The organism is Paenibacillus taiwanensis DSM 18679, assembly GCF_000425125.1.
Classification (GTDB): Bacteria; Bacillota; Bacilli; order Paenibacillales; family Paenibacillaceae; genus Paenibacillus_B; species Paenibacillus_B taiwanensis.
The window spans coordinates 231,563-253,573 of sequence record NZ_AULE01000031.1; the positions used below are offsets into that span (position 1 = coordinate 231,563).

15 protein-coding genes and 1 pseudogene are annotated in these 22,011 nt (G+C 46.3%); 5 read left to right on the top strand and 11 right to left on the bottom strand.

Annotated elements, in window-relative coordinates; all coding sequences use genetic code 11:
• Positions 1 to 95: 95 nt before the first annotated feature.
• The 9 genes from H509_RS0108720 to H509_RS0108755 all read right to left on the bottom strand — a co-directional run bounded on the left by H509_RS0108720 (position 96) and on the right by H509_RS0108755 (position 11,479).
• Positions 96 to 2,420 carry a glycoside hydrolase gene (locus tag H509_RS0108720; protein WP_028544748.1) on the bottom strand — a complete coding sequence of 775 codons (2,325 nt, stop codon included), beginning with the start codon at positions 2,418 to 2,420 and terminating at the stop codon, positions 96 to 98.
• A 60-nt stretch (positions 2,421 to 2,480) separates the two neighbouring features.
• A complete protein-coding gene (locus tag H509_RS0108725) occupies positions 2,481 to 3,869 on the bottom strand; it encodes a sensor histidine kinase (RefSeq protein WP_028544749.1) in 1,389 nt (462 codons plus the stop codon).
• The gene (locus H509_RS0108730; protein WP_028544750.1) at positions 3,862 to 4,521 is read right to left on the bottom strand and encodes a response regulator transcription factor; all 660 of its coding nucleotides are present in this window, start codon (positions 4,519 to 4,521) and stop codon (positions 3,862 to 3,864) included. The genes H509_RS0108725 and H509_RS0108730 overlap by 8 nt, the downstream gene beginning before the upstream one ends.
• A 289-nt stretch (positions 4,522 to 4,810) precedes the next feature.
• Positions 4,811 to 6,106, bottom strand: coding sequence for an AAA family ATPase (locus H509_RS24740; protein WP_051286906.1), 1,296 nt, complete (start codon positions 6,104 to 6,106; stop codon positions 4,811 to 4,813).
• Between the two features lies 1 nt (position 6,107).
• A complete protein-coding gene (locus tag H509_RS0108740) occupies positions 6,108 to 7,556 on the bottom strand; it encodes an RtcB family protein (RefSeq protein WP_028544751.1) in 1,449 nt (482 codons plus the stop codon).
• Between the two features lie 161 nt (positions 7,557 to 7,717).
• Entirely contained in the window at positions 7,718 to 7,891 is a 174-nt protein-coding gene (locus H509_RS28165) for a hypothetical protein (protein ID WP_157277579.1), read from the bottom strand.
• A gap of 298 nt (positions 7,892 to 8,189) precedes the next feature.
• A complete protein-coding gene (locus H509_RS0108745; RefSeq protein WP_028544752.1) occupies positions 8,190 to 9,485 on the bottom strand; it encodes an ABC transporter substrate-binding protein in 1,296 nt (431 codons plus the stop codon).
• Between the two features lie 267 nt (positions 9,486 to 9,752).
• The gene (locus tag H509_RS0108750) at positions 9,753 to 10,583 is read right to left on the bottom strand and encodes a carbohydrate ABC transporter permease (RefSeq protein ID WP_028544753.1); all 831 of its coding nucleotides are present in this window, start codon (positions 10,581 to 10,583) and stop codon (positions 9,753 to 9,755) included.
• A gap of 14 nt (positions 10,584 to 10,597) precedes the next feature.
• Positions 10,598 to 11,479 carry a carbohydrate ABC transporter permease gene (locus H509_RS0108755; protein WP_028544754.1) on the bottom strand — a complete coding sequence of 294 codons (882 nt, stop codon included), beginning with the start codon at positions 11,477 to 11,479 and terminating at the stop codon, positions 10,598 to 10,600.
• Between the two features lie 182 nt (positions 11,480 to 11,661).
• Here H509_RS0108755 and H509_RS0108760 point away from each other — a divergent pair, with 182 nt between their 5' ends.
• From H509_RS0108760 to H509_RS0108770, 3 genes are all read left to right on the top strand, one after another.
• Positions 11,662 to 13,578, top strand: coding sequence for a sensor histidine kinase (locus tag H509_RS0108760; protein WP_028544755.1), 1,917 nt, complete (start codon positions 11,662 to 11,664; stop codon positions 13,576 to 13,578).
• Positions 13,556 to 15,220, top strand: coding sequence for a response regulator (locus H509_RS0108765; RefSeq protein ID WP_028544756.1), 1,665 nt, complete (start codon positions 13,556 to 13,558; stop codon positions 15,218 to 15,220). Before H509_RS0108760 ends, H509_RS0108765 begins: the two co-directional genes overlap by 23 nt.
• Before the next feature lie 323 nt (positions 15,221 to 15,543).
• Positions 15,544 to 16,311, top strand: a complete 768-nt coding sequence (locus H509_RS0108770) for a tryptophan-rich sensory protein (RefSeq protein ID WP_028544757.1) — start codon at positions 15,544 to 15,546, stop codon at positions 16,309 to 16,311.
• 113 nt (positions 16,312 to 16,424) lie between these two features.
• On the opposite strand, the gene H509_RS0108775 is transcribed toward H509_RS0108770, so the two are convergent.
• Positions 16,425 to 18,848 carry a cation-translocating P-type ATPase gene (locus H509_RS0108775; RefSeq protein WP_084159126.1) on the bottom strand — a complete coding sequence of 808 codons (2,424 nt, stop codon included), beginning with the start codon at positions 18,846 to 18,848 and terminating at the stop codon, positions 16,425 to 16,427.
• A 297-nt stretch (positions 18,849 to 19,145) separates the two neighbouring features.
• Complete coding sequence (locus H509_RS0108780; RefSeq protein WP_051286908.1) at positions 19,146 to 20,435, bottom strand: MFS transporter; 1,290 nt, start codon at positions 20,433 to 20,435, stop codon at positions 19,146 to 19,148.
• A 926-nt stretch (positions 20,436 to 21,361) separates the two neighbouring features.
• Between H509_RS0108780 and H509_RS0108790 the strand changes: the two genes are divergently transcribed.
• Positions 21,362 to 21,718, top strand: a complete 357-nt coding sequence (locus H509_RS0108790) for a DUF6385 domain-containing protein (protein ID WP_157277582.1) — start codon at positions 21,362 to 21,364, stop codon at positions 21,716 to 21,718.
• 3 nt (positions 21,719 to 21,721) lie between these two features.
• Positions 21,722 to 22,011, top strand: a pseudogene (locus tag H509_RS27610) (DUF6385 domain-containing protein); the annotation flags it as partial.

Here is a 22,011-nt window from a genome sequence, read left to right on the forward strand (position 1 = left end):
CAAAAGGCTGCACAGCTTTACTATTTAACGCTGCACAGCCTTGTTGGAATGTCCTACTAAAAGTGAAGCCACAGCACTAGTAAACAGAAACACCCTTAGTGCGCCACATCACCAGCTTTAAATACGGTCCGTAATTTTCCATCGTTTATTACAGCAGACAACGCTGGAATCGTCTCCTTTTCATAAAGAGCATCTTTGTTAGAGAAGTTGACCATCACCTGAAGGTCCTCACCATATTTGGCCATTTGCAGCAACCGATCCTTCGACAACACCTTGAATTCGGTCAACTCCTTGGTTACAGCCTTCGCATGGAAGGGGGACCATACGTTCAAGTACGTCTTTATCATCTCTTGATGGCGCTCCCACTGCTCCTTATCCAAATGATATAGCGGCGGCACGTTATATAACAATTCATAGAGCATTCGTTCAGCGACTCCATCCTTGATCCTCAAGCTTCCCCATTCCCAATGATGGGTTGTAATGACCGCATCGTTGTAAACTAACTTAAATAATGGCAGTGAATAGGTTGGGTCCACGTAAATGTGCTGGTACAGCTCTTTTATTGGAACCTCTTTCGCATATCGTTCAGGAATGCCGCCCTGTGGCGACCAGTAACCTCCGACATAATACGGACTACTCTTATGCTCGCGCATATCTTTGTCGCTCCACTTGATCACCGGCGTCTCCAATCCATGCGCAAAAGCAATTACTCGACTGGCGAAATCATTTCCCCCCTCCGAGCCGATAACCATCTGCTTTTCCTTTGCAATATACGCCATACGGTCAAGACGTGCTTGCATATCCTGTGCCTGCGTCGTCACGTTGCCAGGAGTGTAATCGTCGTATATTTCCCCTGTGGCGTCACAATCAATAAACCAAGAGTTATACAAAATACCGTCCTGCAAAATGCTTTCTAATCGCTGCTTCACGCTAGGAAGTGATAAAGTAGGATTCAGCTTGCGGCCCCGGTTCAGGAAACCGCCGATCTTTTTCCCCTGCTTGTTTGTGATGGTTGCCTCGTTATACAGCCTACTGTCGGGAAAATAGACCGTATTCCATTCCTTATTTTCCTGCTCCTGTATCGAATGATACGAATCATACGGCCCAATAAGATAACCAAGCTTAGCGGACTTCTCTACAAATGCCGGATTCATCAGTCCGTTCGCCCAATTCGGCAGACCGATCCAAGCTTGTTTGATGCCTGCCTGATGCATCTCCTCTACCAGCTTAGTCGATTGCTCCTGCCCCCACTCGGCTGGATTAGCTAACGCATCACCGAATACACTTTTCAACAAGCTCTTATTAAAGGCATACATCTTCTGCTCACTCAGTTTATCGACACCACCCGCAATCCCCGTTAGCATTGTGGTATCTGCTGACCGGAACAGATCAGGCCGGTACAACTGTTTTAGCTTTAGCACCTGATTAAGCGCCTTAACAAGGACATGCTTGTGATAAGCATTAAGCGGCTCTGTCTTCGCTTCCCCTAGCACGCTTTTAAGGTCCTGCGATCCATCATCCGTATATCTTTCCATTAGCGCTGTGATCCATGCCCAGATCGGGTTGTCTAGTCTGGACTGCATAGCAGACCAATTTACGTTCTCTTCCGCTAGCACTTGGCTATTCCACATGTAAATATGCGGTGCCCCGTAAAGCTTTGCCACTTCGGGGTTCTCTCTAGCTTTCTCGGCGAGCGTCTTCAGCCCTTGTGTCTCCTGAATATAACCTCGATACAGCTTGGCTACTGATACAGGGTCATTGGCCGTAACATATAAGCGGAATCCATATTCCTTCTTCGGATTAAGGGTTGGAAATTCGTGTGTAAATGTCAGGTTGATCTTGGGCTCCGTACCAAATGACACCTCGTTGTTAAACGGATTGTCCACTACGTAGACAAGCGCATATTTTTGCATGCCCATCGCCATAAAGTTCATCGAGAACGACTCGCTCCACGTTAACGTCTCTTCTTTCAAGAACTGCTTCCAGTTTGGATCGTTGCTCGGAATTCGCTTCCCTTCCCACAAGGGCAGCAAGTAGTCGACCGCCTGAATGGTTGGCCATTGAAACTGCTCTGCACCAAGTGATTGAATCTTAATGTCCAGATAATGATCCTTCTTCTCGATTACCACCTTGATTTGCTCCGCAGGATATGTCCATTCCGTCCGACCAGCTTCTTGCTTATATTCGGTAAATTCGCGCTTTTTCAGTGGGACGGATGCTTGCTCCTCCACACCGTCGCTTGTAATAACAATGCCAAGCGTCGCAGGGTCCACCTCGTACGTAAAGTTATGAGATGAAGCCTTCACTGTTTCCGCAATAATCGGAGATACCTCCGCTGTTGCCACTCTTTGCCCACTACAGCCGGATAACAGGCTGAGAGCCATCATCGCTGATAATATAATTAGCAAAGCTTTGTTCATCTAGTGCATGCCTCCTTTATCCTAATTACAGATTGCATGCACTATGTTAGCTGTTCTCTGTTACGCCAATGTGACAGGCAAAGAGAAATAAAATTCAATCTGCCCCCCTACTGCTTTAGCGCCGTACACAGCTTGATGTTTCTCCAAAATGGTTTTCACTAACGACAGCCCTAATCCAGTCCCACTTAATTGCTTACTGCGTGATTGCTCGGCTACACTAAAGGGCTCCCACATCCGTTTCAGTTCGGCCTCTGTCCATTCTCCTGTGCGGTTGCACAAGCGGAAAGTCAGGACGTGATGCTCACATGTGACCGCGCAGTGAATATAACCATCTGACGCATATTTAATTGCATTCGTAAAAAGATTGTTCAACACCATTTCCATCTTAGTACGATCTGCCGTTACGTTAACTTGTTTAATGCCTTCCTCCAACTCCAGCTCTAGCTCGATATTCCGCTCAGCCATAACGATTTTATATTTATCGATATTTTCGGTGAGCAGCTCCATAAAGTGAAATGAGGTCATCTCATATGTATCAGCCTGAAGCCGTGATAGCTCAAGCAACCGTTCAACGAGTCGTGTCATCTCAGCCGCTTGCTGCTCAATTATGTCGACAAAGCTCCCATCATCGAGACCATCTCGCATACCCGCGGTGTAAGCTTTCATGAGCGCAAGCGGAGTTTTTAGCTCATGCGAAATATCGGAAATGAACATACGCAAATTATCATTTCGTACTTGCAGTTCCTGATGAGCCCGTTCCAGATTATCACTCATCCTGTTCACACTATCCGCTAAAGCTTCAATCTCGTCCCCTGTGCGGATTGTAGCTTTACTGAATTTAAGCTCCGCGATCTGCTCGGCGGTGGCGCGTAATTCGGCAAGCGGCCGCAAAATTCTTCTCGCTGACCACGCGGACAGCAGCAAAGTCAGGACTAGCGCGCTTGCGGAAATGTACAGCGTAAAACGGTTTACGATATGTAACGTCTCGTCAGAGTAGGCTATCGATTCACCAATGACATAAAGCTCATCCTCTTTGTGCATAAATGTAACCAGAAAGCTCGACTTTAGCTTGGTCTGGCTAAATATTTTGTGAACCTGCTCATGCTGTGCCAGCTTGGCCACACTTTCTGCTGTTATCCAGAACTTGCTTAGCCGAATCCCTTTACGATCAAGTGTCGAAATGACCGCTTCGTTTAAGGCATCCAGATTCGTCTGAAAAGGAACATGAACAATATCTACTCCATAACGCTGTTCCACCTGTGGAAGCTCATCCATCAGATTGTCTTCGTCCATACGTTCCAACGTTGCTGTTAATTGCGCCAAGTTTATCTTTTTTTGATATAAATAGTATTTAGGCAGTAAATACGTATTGGCCGCATAACTAAGTATAAGTACAAGCCCGATAATTAGAGAAAAACGAACAAACAATTTGCGGCTCAGCTTATTCATTAGGGTGTTCCTTCGGCACTTCCAGACTGTATCCAACACCCCGATGTGTCTTGATCAAGTGCTCACCAATCTTCTCTCGCAGACGTCGAATATGGGTGTCCACGGTCCGGTCATCACCAAAATAGTCAAAACCCCATACTTGGTCAAGCAGGTTCTGACGTGTCAAAATACGACCTTTATGCTCGATAAACGTCCTCAGCAGCAAAAACTCTTTATTGGTCGCCTCAATGTCCATTCCGTCCTTGTATATTTTTCGGCCCTGCATATCCACGTTTAGAGGTCCAACACGCACGTCATCAGCTACTAGCAGCAGCTTCTTCGCCCGCAGCAGCAAAATCCGCGGGTCAAATGGCTTACGCAAATAATCGTCCGCCCCCGCTTCAAGTGCCAGTAATTCATCCTCAACTTCTCCCTTAGCTGTTAGGAGCAAAGCCTTGGCATGACTGTGCGCCTTCATGTGCCTGCATACCTCTATGCCGCTCACTTTCGGCATCATCCAGTCCAGAATGGCCAGGTCTATTCCTGCGCTGCTCAGTATTTTCAGCGCAGCCTCACCGTCTTCAGCCGTATAGATACGGAACCCTTCCCGCTCGAAGTAAGCCTTTATAATATGAAGCATATGTGGTTCATCGTCTGCTATTAATACGTTCATAGAGGGTCCCCTGCCTATGTCATCTTCATTCGTTTTTATACTCATCGTTTGTGTAGGCCACATTACAACCTAGTGGCCATTATTCCTTGCCTTGTATCCAGTCCTGCATGCGCTTGTATACAAGCTTTTATGCCCTCTTTATGATACTAGAAACAAAGTTGAATCCCAAACCAAACGTTTGTTTCTCCCTATAACGGAAAAAGAACAGCTTTCCATTAGCCGTCTTTCCCTTTATAGCGCAAGGGAACCCCTAATGAAACAACTGTTCTTGACCATTGTTATCGTAACGTTATCCTAAAAAACCAACGGTATCATTGCCTTTAAACCAAGTTTGCTTGCGCCCTTTGTCTAGCGTTTGCTTCATATCGCGTACGATCTGATGCAAGTCGATCGGCTCCTTATCATACCAAAGCAGCGCGATGGTTAAGTACACTTCATTTAGCTGGGCAAATGAAAATGCCTCCGTCAAATCGGCAGCGAGCGCTTCTTCTTCCTCCCCGACGATGCTTACCAAGCCAAGCTGACGCAAATATTGCAAGCGCAGCGCTCTGTCTGGCAGCGGCATCTCATACGCTCGATCAAACCGACCAGCGCGATTCATCAGCGCCGGATCAATCTTTTCTGGATAATTCGTCGTACCGATTAAAAAGATGCCTTCCTTGGAGGTAGCACCATCCAGCGTATTTAGAAAGAAGGACCGTGCATGCTCCGGCATCGCATCGATATCCTCGATGACAAGCACCATCGGTGCCATCTTCACCGCTTCGTTAAACACCTCGTCAATCGAATGACTTGACGTATGCTCCGTAATTTGCCAGTAGGCGACGGGGGCACTCACACTGCCTGCAATTGACTTGACCAGCGTTGTCTTGCCATTTCCCGGTCTGCCATACAGTAGGATACCACGCTTATACGGAACACGATAAGTCGTATAAAACGAACTGTCGCTATCGAAGAAACGGTCGATGGATCGAAAAAGCTCCTTTTTGAGCTTGTCGTCCATCACTACATCTTCCCGCTGCACCGATCTTGTAAGACGTTCCGTCTCCCGATCTACCCCATTGTTTGTGTCGGTAAATACTGTAATGCTATTACGTTCACGCTCTCTGCGCTTCGTCTGCGTCTCGTTCATAAAACGCAGTATCGCCTCATCGCTGGCAGCAAAGCATACTTTCTCCGAGTCCGTTCCGTAATGCATCCACACCGGAATGCGCACAAACGCCACTTCTGATGCGGGATACACATATAATTGATTTTGAATTGAATTGCTGATTTTGTAGCCTGCTGCCACTTCTTGTTCAGCAAGCCGCCCTCCTTCTTCATATACAACATCTCGTACGCCAAAAAAGTCGTATACGGTTGCAGATAGCTCCACTTCCGCATTCATCAACTGTACATCATCATCCAACCGATCCCACGCTTCTTCTAACCGGTTTTCATTTGAAATGATAAGCCACGACTTGCCATAACGCTCTGCAAGAAATAACTGGACAGCCTTGACTGCTTGTGCAAAATGTTCATAATCGGTTATGCCTACTTGAAGGGGTACTAATGCGGGTCGATCTAATTTATTAATAATAATCACCTTATGCTCCTTTGAGTGTTGCTAGTGGCTTACATACAGCTACTACGTCTGCAAGTCCTGCACCTACAACGCTATCGATAATTTGTTCTACGTCTTTATAGGCTTGCGGTGACTCGTCAATAATAGAATCCAACGACTTTTGATTCACCACAACCTCTTCTTCTGTTCCGATTCCCAACGAGGCCGCAAATTCATCTATGGAGACGAGTTGCTTGGATGCACTGCGTGAACGAGCACGTCCGGCACCATGACAGATCGAATAGTAGTTGGCAGCCCCGCCTTCGCGCCCCACCATCAAATAAGAGGCACTGCCCATTGATCCAGGTATAAGGGCAGGATGTCCTGTCTCCATGTAAGGTTTGGGGTTATCGGGATGGTGCGCTGGCAGCGATCTTGTCGCCCCCTTACGATGAACAAACATCCGTTCACCATCGTGCCGTTCCTCCCAAGCATAATTGTGCATTAAGTCATACAGAGTACGCAACTCCACCTGTGTGCCAAATACGTCACGAAATGCCTCCCGTACGCCGTAAGCCATCAGATGACGGTTAACTACAGCATAGTTTAACGCTGAATACATCAGATGCACGTATGTGTCTGCTGCTGCATGACCAAGCGGCGCAAATAAGAGTCGTGGGTCCGGCGTCCCTTTACCGGATGCACGCATCCAGTCTGCTATCGCCTTTGTGCCGTGCTGATTCACTGCACCACCCCAAGCGCGGGAACCTGAATGCAGCATGACGATTACTTGCCCGTCAAACAGCCCCCATGCCTCCGCTACCTCGCGGTTTCGTTCATCCAGTTCCACTGCCTGCACCTCGGCAAAGTGGTTGCCGCTGCCAAGCGTCCCAAGCTGACGATGCGCACGGTGCCAAGCGGCTTCTGGCATAAGGTCCAACACCGATGCATCAAAGTGAAACTTGCTGCATTCCACATGGCTAAAGGAAGTCGTTTTCTTTGGCGTATAAATATCAGGTACATATTTCTTCGGCAAGCCGTGCAAGCCTTTCGTGAGCACATGCTCTAGCCGAATGTCGGAGAAATGTCCGCGTGCGTGCGTATCTACGGGCACATATTTCTCCATAGCTCGCATAAGCTTCCGTCGCACCTTCACATCCTTCAACTCATTGCGGTGCATATTCGTCACGTGAACACGCATACCGCAGCCGATATCGTTGCCGATAATTGAGGGCGACACATATCCTTCTGAAGCCTTCCATACAGCTGTCGTACCGATGCAAGTGCCGACGCCCACATGAACGTCAGGCGTGTAACTCATATACGCAGCATGCGGGATTAATAGATTGTTGTTTGCCATCTCAAACACTTTATTTGGCAGCTCTGCGTACAACGCATCACTTGCATACACATGCAGTTTGCCTGCCGGTAAATCCACCGTTCGATAATAAGCGGCTTCCTCTTCCGAAGCCTGTTTCCAATACGTATTCATATAATTAATCGATCCTTTCCGTTCATCCGTTGCTATGTTGATCTTATGTGTCAAGCTGCCCAGCAGCTTCCTTAGTCCGTCACCTGCGGCCTACGCCATATCCCCCGAGTCCTCATCCCTGTATAGAAAAAACCGTAGACAGAATGGTCTACGGTCTTGTTTCACACGCACATCCACATCTTGTTAGCGTCTAATCTGGCTAGTGCAAGATCAGACAAGAGAGTGGCTGCGGACATATAAAAAAGCCATAGACCTTCGTCTATGGCTCCTGCACGTACAATTAAGCCTGCGCACAAGCCGACTGACAGTCGCTTGTAATAAGCAGGTCCCTTCACCGAGTAGAGTACCCGCGCTGAAGATTATGCCGTAGAGTCCGACGAAAGACACTTCGTAATATGCAATTGCTGAGTTCTGCTATTCGTAATGGTCACCTTCATCGGCCTCCTTTCATGAAAATATGTTTATATATTAGAGTATTAATCCAATCTTTGTCAACCCTCACATGTAAAAAAGAGCTACCCGCCCTGCCAAGCGGATAGCCCTCACTCCTTACTATTGAGTTCTCACGAGGATGATGAAATGAGCCTTCTGTCTTTAGGTTGCACAATCCAATCAGCATACAACCGTTAATTGTTACTTTTTCTTCAAATTGTCCCAGGCCTTTTGGAAATCTACCAGCAACGCTGTTTTATCCATCTTACCTGCGATATAAGCTTGAATAGAATTACCGAATTCTTGCGTCACACCGTCTGGATATTTGAACCAGTTCCAGCTTAACACTTTATTATCTTGGCTGTACTTGGTTACTTCTGCTGCAATATCACCCAAATCCTCAGCAGTAGCTGGAATAGTGGAGAATGCTGGAATAAACTTGAATTCCTTTGCAATATATTGCTTACCGATATCAGAGCTTACCATCCAGTTTAAAAAAGTTTTTGCTTCTTCTTTTACTTTGGAATTTTTGTTAACGACCCAGTTGTTCGGCACGCCAACTAACAGCTTATCATTCTTCGCCGCATCGTTATCAATTGGCATCGGCAGCACGCCCAAGTTCAAATCCTTGTTAATGCCGTCGATCTGCACTTGCGTCCAGTTGCCCTGCTGCATCATCGCCGTTTCACCTTTGGCGAACAACGTTACTTGTGTATTGTAATCGGTCGTTAACGGGTTTTTGTTGCCATACTTCACCGTTAAATCAAGCATGTTCGACCAATTCTCGAACTCTTTGCTGCCCGCAATTTTGGCAGAGCCATCATTCAAGCCCTTTATAAACGCATTAGGGTCCTGCTGCTGAGCAAACGCCACATTCAAGTTATGAATACCGAGAATCCACCATTCTTGATAGCCATTGGAAAATGGAGTAATACCTGCTGCTTGCAGCTTTTTAGCCGCATCCTCCAATTGAGTTAAGGTTTTCGGCAACTCCGTGATGCCGGCTTTAGCAAATAAATCTTTGTTGTAGATGAAACCATAACCTTCGAGGTTCATCGGTTGTCCGTACAGCTTGCCATCCTTGGTCATAGGCTCCTTGGCAAGAGGAATTACATCCTTCACCCAAGGTTCAGCAGACAAGTCCTCCAAGTGCTCCATCCAGGTTTCCATTTCTTGAAAACCACCGTTGTTAAATATATCAGGCGCATCATTTGAAGCAAACTTTGCTTTCAGCGCTGCACCATAGTCTGCACCGCCACCTACTGTCTGGATGTCCAGCTTAATGTTCGGATGCGTCTTCTCAAATTCACCCTTCAAGCGATTTAACGCCTCAGCGATCTCTACTTTGAATTGGAAAATCTTCACGGTCTTTATTTCCTTGCTGCCATTATCCGCGCCATTCGAACTACTTTCATCAGACCCTTTTGACCCACAACCGGCCAGCATAACGGATACTGCCAATAACATCAACAAAGATAATTTCGCAACACGTTTCATCCGTAAGACCTCCCCTTAGTTCTTGCACCTTCACTATTACTACTTATTGTTTCTCTACTTTGCTGCTTTATAAGCAGCGCATTTGTTGCAAAGTTGGCAGCAGAGACTTGTTTCAGGCCGCTGTGCTAACTTGTTATGCCCCCATTATATTGGCCTTTTGCAAACGGTTGCACCGATGAAATTGACCACTCAGGTGTAAATCATTGACCAACTTACTTTCTCGTAAACACGGGATGCTATTGGACACACATCGTCTCATCTTGGCATTTATCCTTTGACGGAACCCGCTGTAATCCCTTCAATAATGTACTTTTGCATCGCTAAGAAGAAGATGACAATCGGCAAAATGCCAAGCGTCAACGCTGGCAGTGCCAAATCCCACTGCTTGGTGTATTGTCCAAAGAACGAATAAGTCGCCAGCGGAATCGTCCGCAACTCTGCACTTTGCAGCATCAGGGATGGAAGCAAGTAATCGTTCCAGATCCAGAGGCTGTTCAAAATTACAACGGTAACAAACATCGGTTTCAACAGCGGAAATACAATTTTCCAAAATACGCCATAAGGAGTGCAGCCGTCTACGACTGCGGCTTCTTCAATTTCCAACGGCACCGATTTCGTGAAGCCGTGGAACAAGAAGATGGACAAGGGTGCCCCGAAACCAAGGTAACACATAATAAGTCCTGTGCGGCTATCCGCCAAGTCCAACCAGCCCGCCACCTTGACAAGTGGAATCATAACCGATTGAAATGGGATAACCATCGCGGCTACAAACATCATAAACAAAAACTGATTTGTGCGACTATTATGACGTACCATGCGATAAGCTGCCATCGCACTTATAATTGCTATTAACAATATACTAACTACCGTTACGAGCAGCGAATTCATAAATGCCTCTGGGAAACGGGTAATCTCCCACGCCCGCTGGTAATTGCTCCATTCAAATGTGGACGGCCAGCTGGCTGCATTAGAAAGCAAATCTCCAAATGATTTGACAGAGTTAGCGAGCAAGAAATAAAACGGAACCAAGAAGACAAGTCCTGCTGCAATCATCAAAAGTTCAAGCGCAAAAGTTTTGACGGAATAATCCCGCTTCATCTTTGACTTCGACATTACACCTCAACCTCCTTGCTCTTTGTGATGCGAACTTGAATGAGCGTTATGAGCGCCACAACAACAAAGAATAAGAGCGCTTTGGCTGTCCCTAAGCCATAACGGTTATTTTGAAACGCTTCCAAATAAATATTCAGCGCTACGGATTCTGTCGATTTAAATGGCCCGCCCTTCGTAAGCGACAAGTTCAAATCAAACATTTTAAACGACCACGAGATCGCAAGGAACAAACATACGGTTACTGCTGGCATAATTAGCGGAATAATAACCGTCCGTAATATTTGTAGCTTAGAGGCACCGTCGATCTCGGCAGCTTCCAGCACATCCTTTGGCACATTGGTCATACCTGCGATGTAGATTACCATCAAGTAACCGGCCGTCTGCCATACAAATACGATAATAATTCCCCAAAAAGCCGTCATCTCGTCGCCCAGCCAAGGTAGATTAAAGAACGACCACCCCGTAGATTCCCCGATAGCCGAAAAACCTTTAACGAAGATAAACTGCCAAATAAATCCAAGCAACAAACCACCAATGACATTTGGCATAAAAAATACAGTTCGCAGTGCATTACGCAGCTTTAATGGCTTCGTCAACACGTAAGCAAACACAAATCCAAACAAATTCGTTAATACGACTCCGACGACTGTAAATTTAACGGTAAACCAAAAGGCAGCAAAATAATCCGATCCATTGGTAAAGATCGCTTTAAAATTATCAAGACCAACCCATGCTACCGTTCCGGCAACACCGTTCCAGTCCGTGAAGGAGTAGTACATGCCAAGCAAAAATGGAATTCCGACGATAAGAGTAAAAAAGAAAGTCGCCGGTCCGACGAAAAAGAGTTGTTGTCCAAGCTGTGACCATGCTTTGCGTGACATCCGCCTCGCCCCTTTTCATGAGAGTATCGTCCAATCGTGTCGTTCAGTATGAGAGCTGGCTGTAACAATGACGTTTAACCTTTCTGACATCATATGATATCCTCATTATGAATCGGGAGCACTCAAGGCAACACCGAATGAGATGAACGGATTGGTGTAAAATATTGACCGGAGGATTAAACATGCGCTGGAATAGTATCCGAACGAAGCTGATCTGCTTCCTGCTTATTGCCACCATCGTGCCAACCATCGCTACGATGGTGATCACATATGTCTACAATTCACACTCGTTGCGAGAGCGTGCATTGGAAGAAAATCAGCGGCTTATTTACCAAGGCAAACAGAACCTGCTAAATATGCTGGACAACTTAAACAGAAGCTCCTTGTCTGTCTACACGGACTTTGAATTTTTCCGTATGCTCGAGCGAGGATACAACGATACGCAGATGGAAGCCCAAACCTATACGATGCTGCAAAATATCGAGTCTTCGATGCGAGACATTTGGCAGGTGTATTTATATCGCAGCGAAGTGAAGCGGTCTACACTCATGGTGCAAAGTGTACCCCGTCGTCAGTATGATGTGGAACCTTACGTAAGCGCTCTTCGCTATACAGAACAAGGCATTCGGATGCAGCCGACACATATGAGTCATACTTACGGGTTCTCGACGTCACCGTACTTTTTTCCTAGCATTAAGGTGTTTACGATACATCGGCCCATATACAAGACCCCTTCGACTGAGCGTCTTGGCATGCTGTCCATCGATGTGAAGCTGGATGCCATCTCGGAAATTAGCGAGCAGCTCTATGTAAGGGACAAGGAGCAATTATATATTGTCGATGAAGACGGCTATATCGTCTATTCAGACAACCGCGAGCGTCTTGGCAAGAAAGTTCAAGAGCCCTGGATGACACCAGAGCTGCTAAAGGCAGGTAAAAGCGGTCATTTTGAATATGATCAGGCTCTGTACGTACATGAAAGCATTGACTCACCAATTGCACAATGGACCGTTATTAAACGGATACCTAATACTTATCTGCTGTTAGATGCGAAGCGGGCCGTGTCGTTTAATATGATGCTATTAGCGATCTCCCTGCTTATCATTGTAGCGGCCACTTTATGGATTACGATTCGTATTACAGAGCCCATTCGTCGCTTGATGCGTTATATGAATCAAATTCAGGCCGGAAATTTGAATGTAGACATTCAGGTGGGAAGTGAAGACGAGATTGGTGTCATGTCAAAGCGTTTCCGCAGCATGATGGATACGATTAACAATCTTATTTTGCAGGAATATAAGCTGGAGCTTGCGAATAAGACGAATCAGCTCAAAGCATTGCAGGCGCAAATCAATCCACATTTTATGAATAACGCGCTGCAGTCTATTGGCACATTAGCGCTTCAGCATCAGGCGCCACATATTTACTCGTTAATTGCGGCGCTAGCCAAAATGATGCGCTACAGCATGTTTAATGAGGAAAGTACAGCGACGCTCAGAGCAGAGGTTGAGCATGTGCAAGCCTACTTGAAGTTGCAGGGGCAGCGGTTTGAGCATACATTTGATGTGCAGATGGATATTGATCCAACGACGCTTCATCTGATTGTGCCTAAAATGACGCTGCAGCCTATCGTCGAGAATTACTTCAAGCATGGCCTTGATCGTACGGTACAAGGTGGGATGCTCCGAATCACAAGCCGATGGGCAAACGAGCATACAGTAGAGTTAATCGTGGAAGACAACGGGTTTGGCATCCCACCAGACAAGCTGGAACAATTAAACCACCGGCTTCAAGAAAGCTCGGTTCAATCTGGCAGCGGATATCACGGAACTGCTCATGCTGTGCAAATGTGCACGTCTCTGCCAGAGCCAAGTTTGTCTGCTTTGCAGGATGAGAGTAAGAGGTTAAATATGGACGGCGCTGGAACGGCGGATGAAGCCTTGTCAAGAATCGGCTTAATGAATGTGTTGACACGACTGCACATCTTTAGCAGTCAGCACGCCAGTATGCAGCTTGAAGCAGTCGATCCACACGGAGCTAGAGTGAAGATACAGATGAAGGTGGGACAAGAGCTGAATGAAGGCACTAATCGTGGATGATGAAGCACACGTAAGGGCAGCGATACGACTGCTTGTCGATTGGAAGCAATACGGTATTACCCATATAGACGAAGCCTCCGATGGCGAACAAGCTATTGCGAGTATTATGCAGGTAAAGCCGCAAATCATTATAACAGATATGATGATGCCAAATGTAAGCGGCATGAAGCTAATGGAATGGGTCAGCGCAAATAGTCCTGACAGCAAGCTGATCGCGATCAGCGGACATGGTGATTTCAATCTGGTTCGCCATACGCTGAAGCATGGCGGCATAGATTACATTCTAAAACCAATTGAGCAGGACGCAGTAAATGAAGCCATTGCCAAAGCCGTTACAGCCTGGATCAAGGAAGAGGAAGAGCGTGCGACAAGATACTCGCAGCAGATTCAAATGAACGAGTTCAAGCCTGTTATTACGGAGAAACTATGGTCAGGACTAATTGACGACCCGATCGCACAGTCCACTGTTGTTCGACGCCTACAGCATACGTTTGGTTTGGCTGCCGACATTAAACATATCCGCATGGCACTTGTCTTTGTGGATTCCACAGATGAGAAATTCAAGCAGAAGTTTGGCAATAACAGCGATCTGCTCTATTTCTCACTCGTCAACATTATGGAGGAGTATGTAAACCGCGGCATGAAACGCGGAGTCGTGTTCCGTCATTGGAACGCGCCTGGGGAAATCGTCATTGCGATGTGGCACCAGCCAGATGCGTTGGAGGCGGTGCTACAGGATATTAATGAAGCATTACACATGACGATGCACCGTCGTCTACACTTTGGCATCAGCAGTGTAAATACGTTTCCAGAAGGCATGCCGCAATGTTATGCGGACACAAAGCGGGCGCTTAATTTGCGCAACCTGCTTCTGACAGGACGCTATTTACACCATGCGCCTGCTGTGGATGTTAAAGCAGAAGAGCATCTGCCTACTTCTGGCGCTGACACCGTTTCGCCTGAGTCGAAGAGCATTCGCATGGCGGCTTATGAGGAAAGCTGGAAGCTCGCTGTATTAAGCGGCAGCGCCGGAGAAATATCGGCAGTCATCAAGCCATTCATCGACGCGATCAAGACGACCGGCTTCATCTCTCCGCGTCAAATTCGCGATTGCTACCGCGAGTGGGAGACGATACGCGCCAATATCGCGCATGAAGCGGTTGGTGACGCAGCAGAATCGTTGCTGCGGGATAATCCCTCGTTAACCGACCGCGACGCCAGCAATACAGCTGCACCATTCTCACTTGAATGGTGGCAGCAGGTGTGGCAGCGAGAGTTGACCGTGTTGGCGGATGCCTGCTTTGCACAGCAAGGGCAGGAGCAGCATATCATTTTCGACATCGCCAAATATGTCGAGCAACACTATCATGAAGAGTTGTCGCTGCAAGATATGGCGACACGTTTCTACGTCAGCCGCGAGTACATCTCACGCAAGTTCAAGCAGCAGTTTGGCATCAACTTATCGGATTATTTGACAAGCATTCGTACAGAGAAAGCCAAGCTGCTCCTGCTTAATCCTCACCTGCGCATTTCACAGGTAGCTGTAATGGTTGGCATCCAGGATGAAAAATATTTTAGCAAAGTATTTAAAAAGCAAGTTGGCGTGTCTCCGAATGAATACCGCAAAAGTAAACAAGTTTAGGTAAAAACTGCCTAGGCATATATCTTAACTTTTAGTCCGAATGCCAGCCAAAATGTGGCCCCTGCTACTCCTTCCATGCTGAATGACGTTAATGGACTTCATGACAGCAGGGGAGGAGCCCTTATAATACTTATGGCTATCCAAAGTAGGCGGCATAACCAAGCAACAAACTAAAGAGTCTATACTTTCAACTCCCTCAGCTTCATGGCTTGGCATAATTGAGGAAAAAGTATCGTATGGTGGAATAAAGCGATTTCTAGGCGCACGATGTTGTCCCTTTTTAACAAAATAATTGTGGCGCTCATCATTGAGGAGGTTGCAAGATGCAATCAGCAGGAACATGGAAATGGTTAAACCTTTTAACTGTCGTTGCCGTCATTGCCATCAACGCGCTCGCCAACATAATCCCATTCAACGGGAAAACAACCGGGGAAATTTCAGCCATGTTCCCTGTGCTAATCACCCCGGCTCCATACACTTTCAGCATATGGGGACTCATATACGTGCTGTTAGTCGGATTTGCAATCTATCAAGTGCTGCCTAGTCATTTTCAAATCGTCCGTCAGATTGGTCCTTTATTTGTATTAAGCAATCTTTTTAATGTGGCATGGCTGCTCTTGTGGCATTATGCTTACCAGCAGGTGTGGCTGTCTCTGATTGCAATGATAGGACTACTCGTTAGCTTGATCTTTATTTATACGAATGTACGACGGAATGAATTATCGTCAAAAGGTGAGCGTTGGTTTGTGAGATTACCCTTTAGTATCTATCTCGCATGGATCTTTGTAGCCTCGATCGTTAATACAGCAGTCGTCCTCTATGATCGAGAATGGAACGGCATGGGACTTGGCCAAGAAGTATGGACCGTTATCGGATTAGCTTTAGGTGCTTTACTGGCGTGGCTTATAGGCGGTCCCAATCGAGATTCTGCCTTTGTGCTTGTCTTCGTCTGGGCATACATCGGTATAGCAGTAGCCAATCAGAGCCATGTCGGCATTTTCTACACTGCTCTTGGCCTTAGTGCGTTGTTAGCTTTATTTGCCATTACACTTCCGTTCCGATCTAAGCGCGGCGCCCCATATACGTTATAATTTAAATACAAGCAGCGCGTTGTTGATGTCCGTTATAAACTGACATCAACAACGCGCTGCTTGCTTTCCTTATAACGGAGTAACCGGAAATGAACTTCGGATGAGTTAGTATTTCAAAAGCTCCTGCTGCGAATCAACCGATCTGTAAGCCATAATATCGGCCAGGACATCAATGCCATTGAACCTGCCAGTAAAATAAACTCCCATTCGATTTCGTAAAGTAGAAACCAATCTCTACCCGCAGGAACGACAAAGGCAGCAACAAATAACACCAACATCCCTAACACAATTAATATCCGCTGGCCGTTTAAGGGCGATGCGACTCTCGACAGCACAACCAAACTCGATCCACCTAACACTATGGTCGATAAGGTGCGGCCTTGTTTTAGCGGCAACCCTGCATAGTGCGCGATAATAAAGATAAGCAGTGTCAAAACACCTAGCACGACTCCATTCGGAATAGATGCCTGTAGTACCCGTTTAAGAAAACCTTTGTTTACTCGCTCCTTGTTAGGACCAAGCGCCAAAAAGAAGGCAGGGATCCCAATCGCAACGGAGCCAAGCAGCGTTAATTGAATTGGCACAATCGGGAATGGAAGCAGCAGCATACAAAACACGACTGATAATATTGTGGAGTACGTTGTCTTTGACAGAAACAGTTCAGACACACGTTCCAAGTTGTTAATCAATCTTCTGCCCTCTGCTACAATCTTCGGCAGCGCGCTGAAGTTCGACTGCAACAGCACAAGCTGGGCAACAGCCTTGGTGGCATCTGCTCCATTGGCCATCGCAATGCCGCAGTCCGCCTCCTTCAGCGCCAGCACATCATTAACGCCATCCCCCGTCATCGCCACGGTGTGTCCATTGGATTGCAGCGCCATGACCATTTCCTTCTTCTGATGCGGCGTTACGCGCCCGAATACTGTATATTCCTGAAGTAACTTGGCAAGCTCCTCACGCGCCTCAGGTAATGTCCTTGCATCTATATATTTGTCTGCCTTGGCTACACCCGCACGCGCAGCAACCGCTGAAACGGTTACGGGATTGTCCCCTGAAATAATTTTGATCTCGACACCTTCACGATTAAAATAGTCTAGCGCCTCTGGCGCATCTTCTCTAATGATATCCTCGATAAACAACAGCGCCTCTTGATTCACATCTGTCGTCTGCCAGTCCTCCAAGCTCACCTTTTCCAAACGTCCAAGCAGCAATACTCTTCGTCCCTCAGAAGCAGCGGCTTCTACTTGGTCTTGGATAGAAGCGTAACGCTCTCCTAACAGCACCTCCGGTGCACCTAATAACCAAGCTCCTTCATCCTCAAAGGTGACGGCCATCCATTTTTTATCGGACGAAAAGGGTATTCGCTCCTTGATCACAAACGCAGATGGCTGCGGGTACTGCTCCCTAATGGCTTGTTGCGTCGGATTAATGCTAGGAAAAGCATGTGCAATGCCCGACAATACTTGATCCAGCGTCTGGGTAACGCTGCTGCTCAATGGCACAATGTCCGTCAGCTTTAAGTCCCCCACCGTTATTGTGCCTGTCTTATCCAGACATAACATGTCCACTCTTGCAAGCACCTCAGTAGCAGGAAGCTCCTGCACGAGCGCTTTCCACTTCGATAGACGGATAATAGCTACCACAAACGTAGCACTTGTAAGCAAGACCATACCTTCTGGTACCATTCCAATAATGCCACTGACAGCACCAAGTATCGCCTCCTGCCAGCTCTTGCCTGTAAACCACAATTGCGTAATAACCAGCATTAGCCCTACAGGGACGACGATGCGAATAATAACTTTAAATATTCGATTCACCGACGTCTGTAATTCTGAGTTGATCAGCTTGAACTTCTTCGCTTCCTCGGCCAATTTGGCTGCATAGGTTGCTCCGCCAACACTGCTCACTTTGGCATACCCGCTGCCAGCTGTGACGTAGCTTCCTGATAAAATGTTTGCTCCACCACTTTTATTTACTGTATCTGCTTCACCCGTCAGCATCGATTCATCCACTTCTAAATCACTGCCCGCAAGCACCTCGGCATCAGCCACAATTTTGGACCCTGGCGTCAGAACCATAATGTCATCCAACACGATGTCCTCAAGCTCGATATGAACAGGAGCCCCGTCTCTCAAAACCGTAACATAAGTTGCATTCAACACCGACAACTTCTCAAGAATATGCTTGGCACGAACCTCTTGGATGACTCCGATTAAGGTGTTCGTAATAATGACCCCGGCAAACAATGCATTCCGTGGTGAACCTGCGATAATTACTGCAATTGCAAGCACCGCATTCAGCAGATTAAAGCTCGTAAACAGATTCGCACGTAAAATTTGTCCAAACGTCCGTGATGGCGCTTTCGGCAGTGTATTCACTTGCCCCTGCTCCATTCTAGACCGCACTTCTTCCGCTGTTAAACCAATCCTCGAAGTATCTCCCCTGTCAGCATTTTTGTTTTCAGTTGTGAGTGCGGCAGATACGTCAGTCGATTGGTCCTCTATTACCCCTGCTGCATATTGCTTCTCTTCTTTCATAAATAAGTACCTCATGTCTTTCGATGATCAATATCCTGTCTTTGCGTTACTGCAAGACTCGACACATTCGTTAGTTACATACGTTTAACTACATTAAAAGTCACAAAACTGGAAAATTGGTGTTACTATCATCATGCACTCCACATTTTCATTTCATGCGAATAGACGATTGCATATGTAGCAAAAAAGCAAAAAAAGACTACCTTTCTCATGAAATTGCATGCTTACAGCAGCAGGTTGTATATTACACCTGTCCACTGAATGGAGTGCATCTCATCAAAAGGCAGTCTTATAATGTTATTTGGCATGCAGCGTCGTCTTCTGTCCAAGGGCGTGTACATGCTTCCCCTCAGTCAATAACACCTTTCGCCCCCAAGTTACGCTCAGAAGTAATAAAAAACCGCCAAGCAGTCCAGTAACGCCCCAAGTCTGGACCCACAAAGGAGTCGGTGTCAGCCATTCGAATACTAAACCGCCGGTTATAGGGCCAAGAAAAGCCGCAAAGCCGGTTATGGCGGAGTACATGGCGATAAACATCGGTCGTTCACTTTTCGGGGTATCCCCAATTATAAAATTAAAAGCCATCTGATTAAAACCACCTGTCCCAATCCCGACCAAAGCATGAGCAACAAACAGCCCAACAAGCGTTGGCATAATGGCAATAAACGACCAGGACAAGCAAGATAGCGCAATAATCGGCAATGTGCATAACAGCAAAAACTTGTTATTATACTTGGCGTTCAAGTTCCCCCAGACGTACAAGCTCGCCATAGACATTAAAGTTTGAACTACCGTAATAATTGAAACCATGTTGTATTTAAGGTTCAGCAGCTCCAGCATCATGTACGAATAAAACGGCAGAATCATGTTCTGCGCAAACAACCATACAGCTAGAAACATAACCGCTTTAATAAACTGCTTGTCACGCAAAGGCTTACGAAGCATTGGCCCTAACTGGGTTTCATTTGATCGGCTTAGCGGCAAATTAGGATACACCATAAACATAACGATATCCCAGATGTTAAATACAAAAATAACGATAAATAAGATATGAAATCCCGTGCCCCCTGGATATGCATTAAGAATTTGTCCGCCTATAAATAAGGCCAGACTGCCAACTGCGCTTACAATTGTATTCCGAATCCCGAAGTACCGGCCCCTGACCGGTGCGGGAACGATATCTCCCATCATATTAGTCCAAATAATACCTGCTCCCGCGTTGGCTAGAAAAGCAACTGTGTACATTACGATATAACTGATCACCCATACGTCCTTGTCAAATAAAAACGGGATAAGTCCAGTTGCTCCCCAAAGCAGACGATGTGCAGCTACAAGTCCTACCATCGTCCATTTAGGATAAGTCAACTTTTGCAATAAGAAGGCAATCCATAACTGCGCAATGTTTACAAATGTCGTAATCGCCAAGACAAATCCAATCTGACTCGAATTCGCTCCTAAATAAAGCAAATATCCGGTTAGAAAAGGACCTCCTAGCAGCGTCAAGGAAATAACCGCCGGAATCCCCTCAATCGTGGAAATCCACAACGCTTTACGACTTTCAGAGAATTTGCGACGCTGTCGGAACATGGAGGTAAAAATGACCACGCACTCCTTTTTAATAAACTTAAGTGGACTGATTATGGAACTAGCCCTTTGATTAAGGCCATTCTAACCCTATGTTTGTCGCAAATCCATCGCCATATCGATATGATTATATCCAGATCAAGCGCAATCTAATATCAGTTGCAAGCATACGTTAAAGCTTGTCGCATCGTACACCCTGAACATCGCACTGGAATGCATGCCTCATACGTTTTAAACGCAAATTTCACTTCTTTATGCCAATCCCTAGTATAGGTCTCGTAACAGCTTCAGCATTCCGATCTATAGATCAACTATTTTAGCTTTTGCAATGGGCACCTGCCGTGATTCCTCCTCCTCCTCGTGAATAGGATATCCATTAGCAGATTGATGTAGGAAAGGTGGATTGACGTTGAAGCGGCAAATAACCTCATTTAGCTTCATTTATTCGCTATCTCGGTGCCCTCCATGTCACAGTAATTGTTCCGTTCACAACAAGCAGCACTTATAAATTACTGCAAAAAGCAGCAAGACACCCCTATTCTTAAACCATTCCCCATTCGTAGTACAACTGCTAATTTTCGAAACTGTCACCGTATTTGTACGTGCCTTCTTCATACCATCATCAACAACAAACTAAGATGATTTATGGCAGACAACGGATTGGGTGTGTCTATATACTGCTGACCAGCGCTCAAGCAACGATCACTTGCATCACCCAACAGTAGATTCATGACTAAGAGCGAAGCACTGAGGGATCCCACATGTTGAAGAAAAGGCGATTGTATGATCAGGCCTTACGATATTCACCTTTGCGAGCATGTCGTAAAAAACCACAATGTCCATTAAACCGACGGCATGAAGTACAAAAGAGAAAAAAACGGCACAAATGTAAGCCAACACCTTCTCCACATCGTTGCCATCGTTGTAATGTGGACATCGTCTCTGGTACTCGTACATTATTTCATGAGCAGCAATTTCTTAATGTCTCATTTAGGGGCGCACACGTACTGCCAGTTCAAGATACTTCCGTTGCTTCTGTTATATCCTACGCAGTCAAAAACAAAGGGGCCTCTTCCCTATCTGCCGCACTAGAAATAAGTCCGAATGGAATTGACTTTACGGAAGATGCTGTTGCAACGATAGATGCAGGCGCGTTAAAGGTGATTGTCCCTAATCGTTTTCTGCGATGGACACGAGTTCGATTGACGTCCGCTCATCGAGAGAAGGCCGCTGCAGATGTGTATTATCAAGATCAGACATTAGGTATATCAAGGGAGGGTCATTAACAAGTGCCTAACTATAATGTGTTTCAAACCGATCCTAACAATTTAAAAACACTAATATTCGGATCGGATTCACTTGGCAATCCAACGTCACTAACTACTGATTCCAGCGGTCACTTATTAACTATACCTATCGATGGCACCATCTCCAGTGTGCTCGGTGCTACCATTACTGCTGGTACATTAACTTCGGCGGGGACGGTCACTAACATTCTTGACGGTACCATCTCTAGCGTGCTCGGTGCTACGATCACCGCTGGTAACCTGACTTCCGCGGGTACCATCACCAACATCCT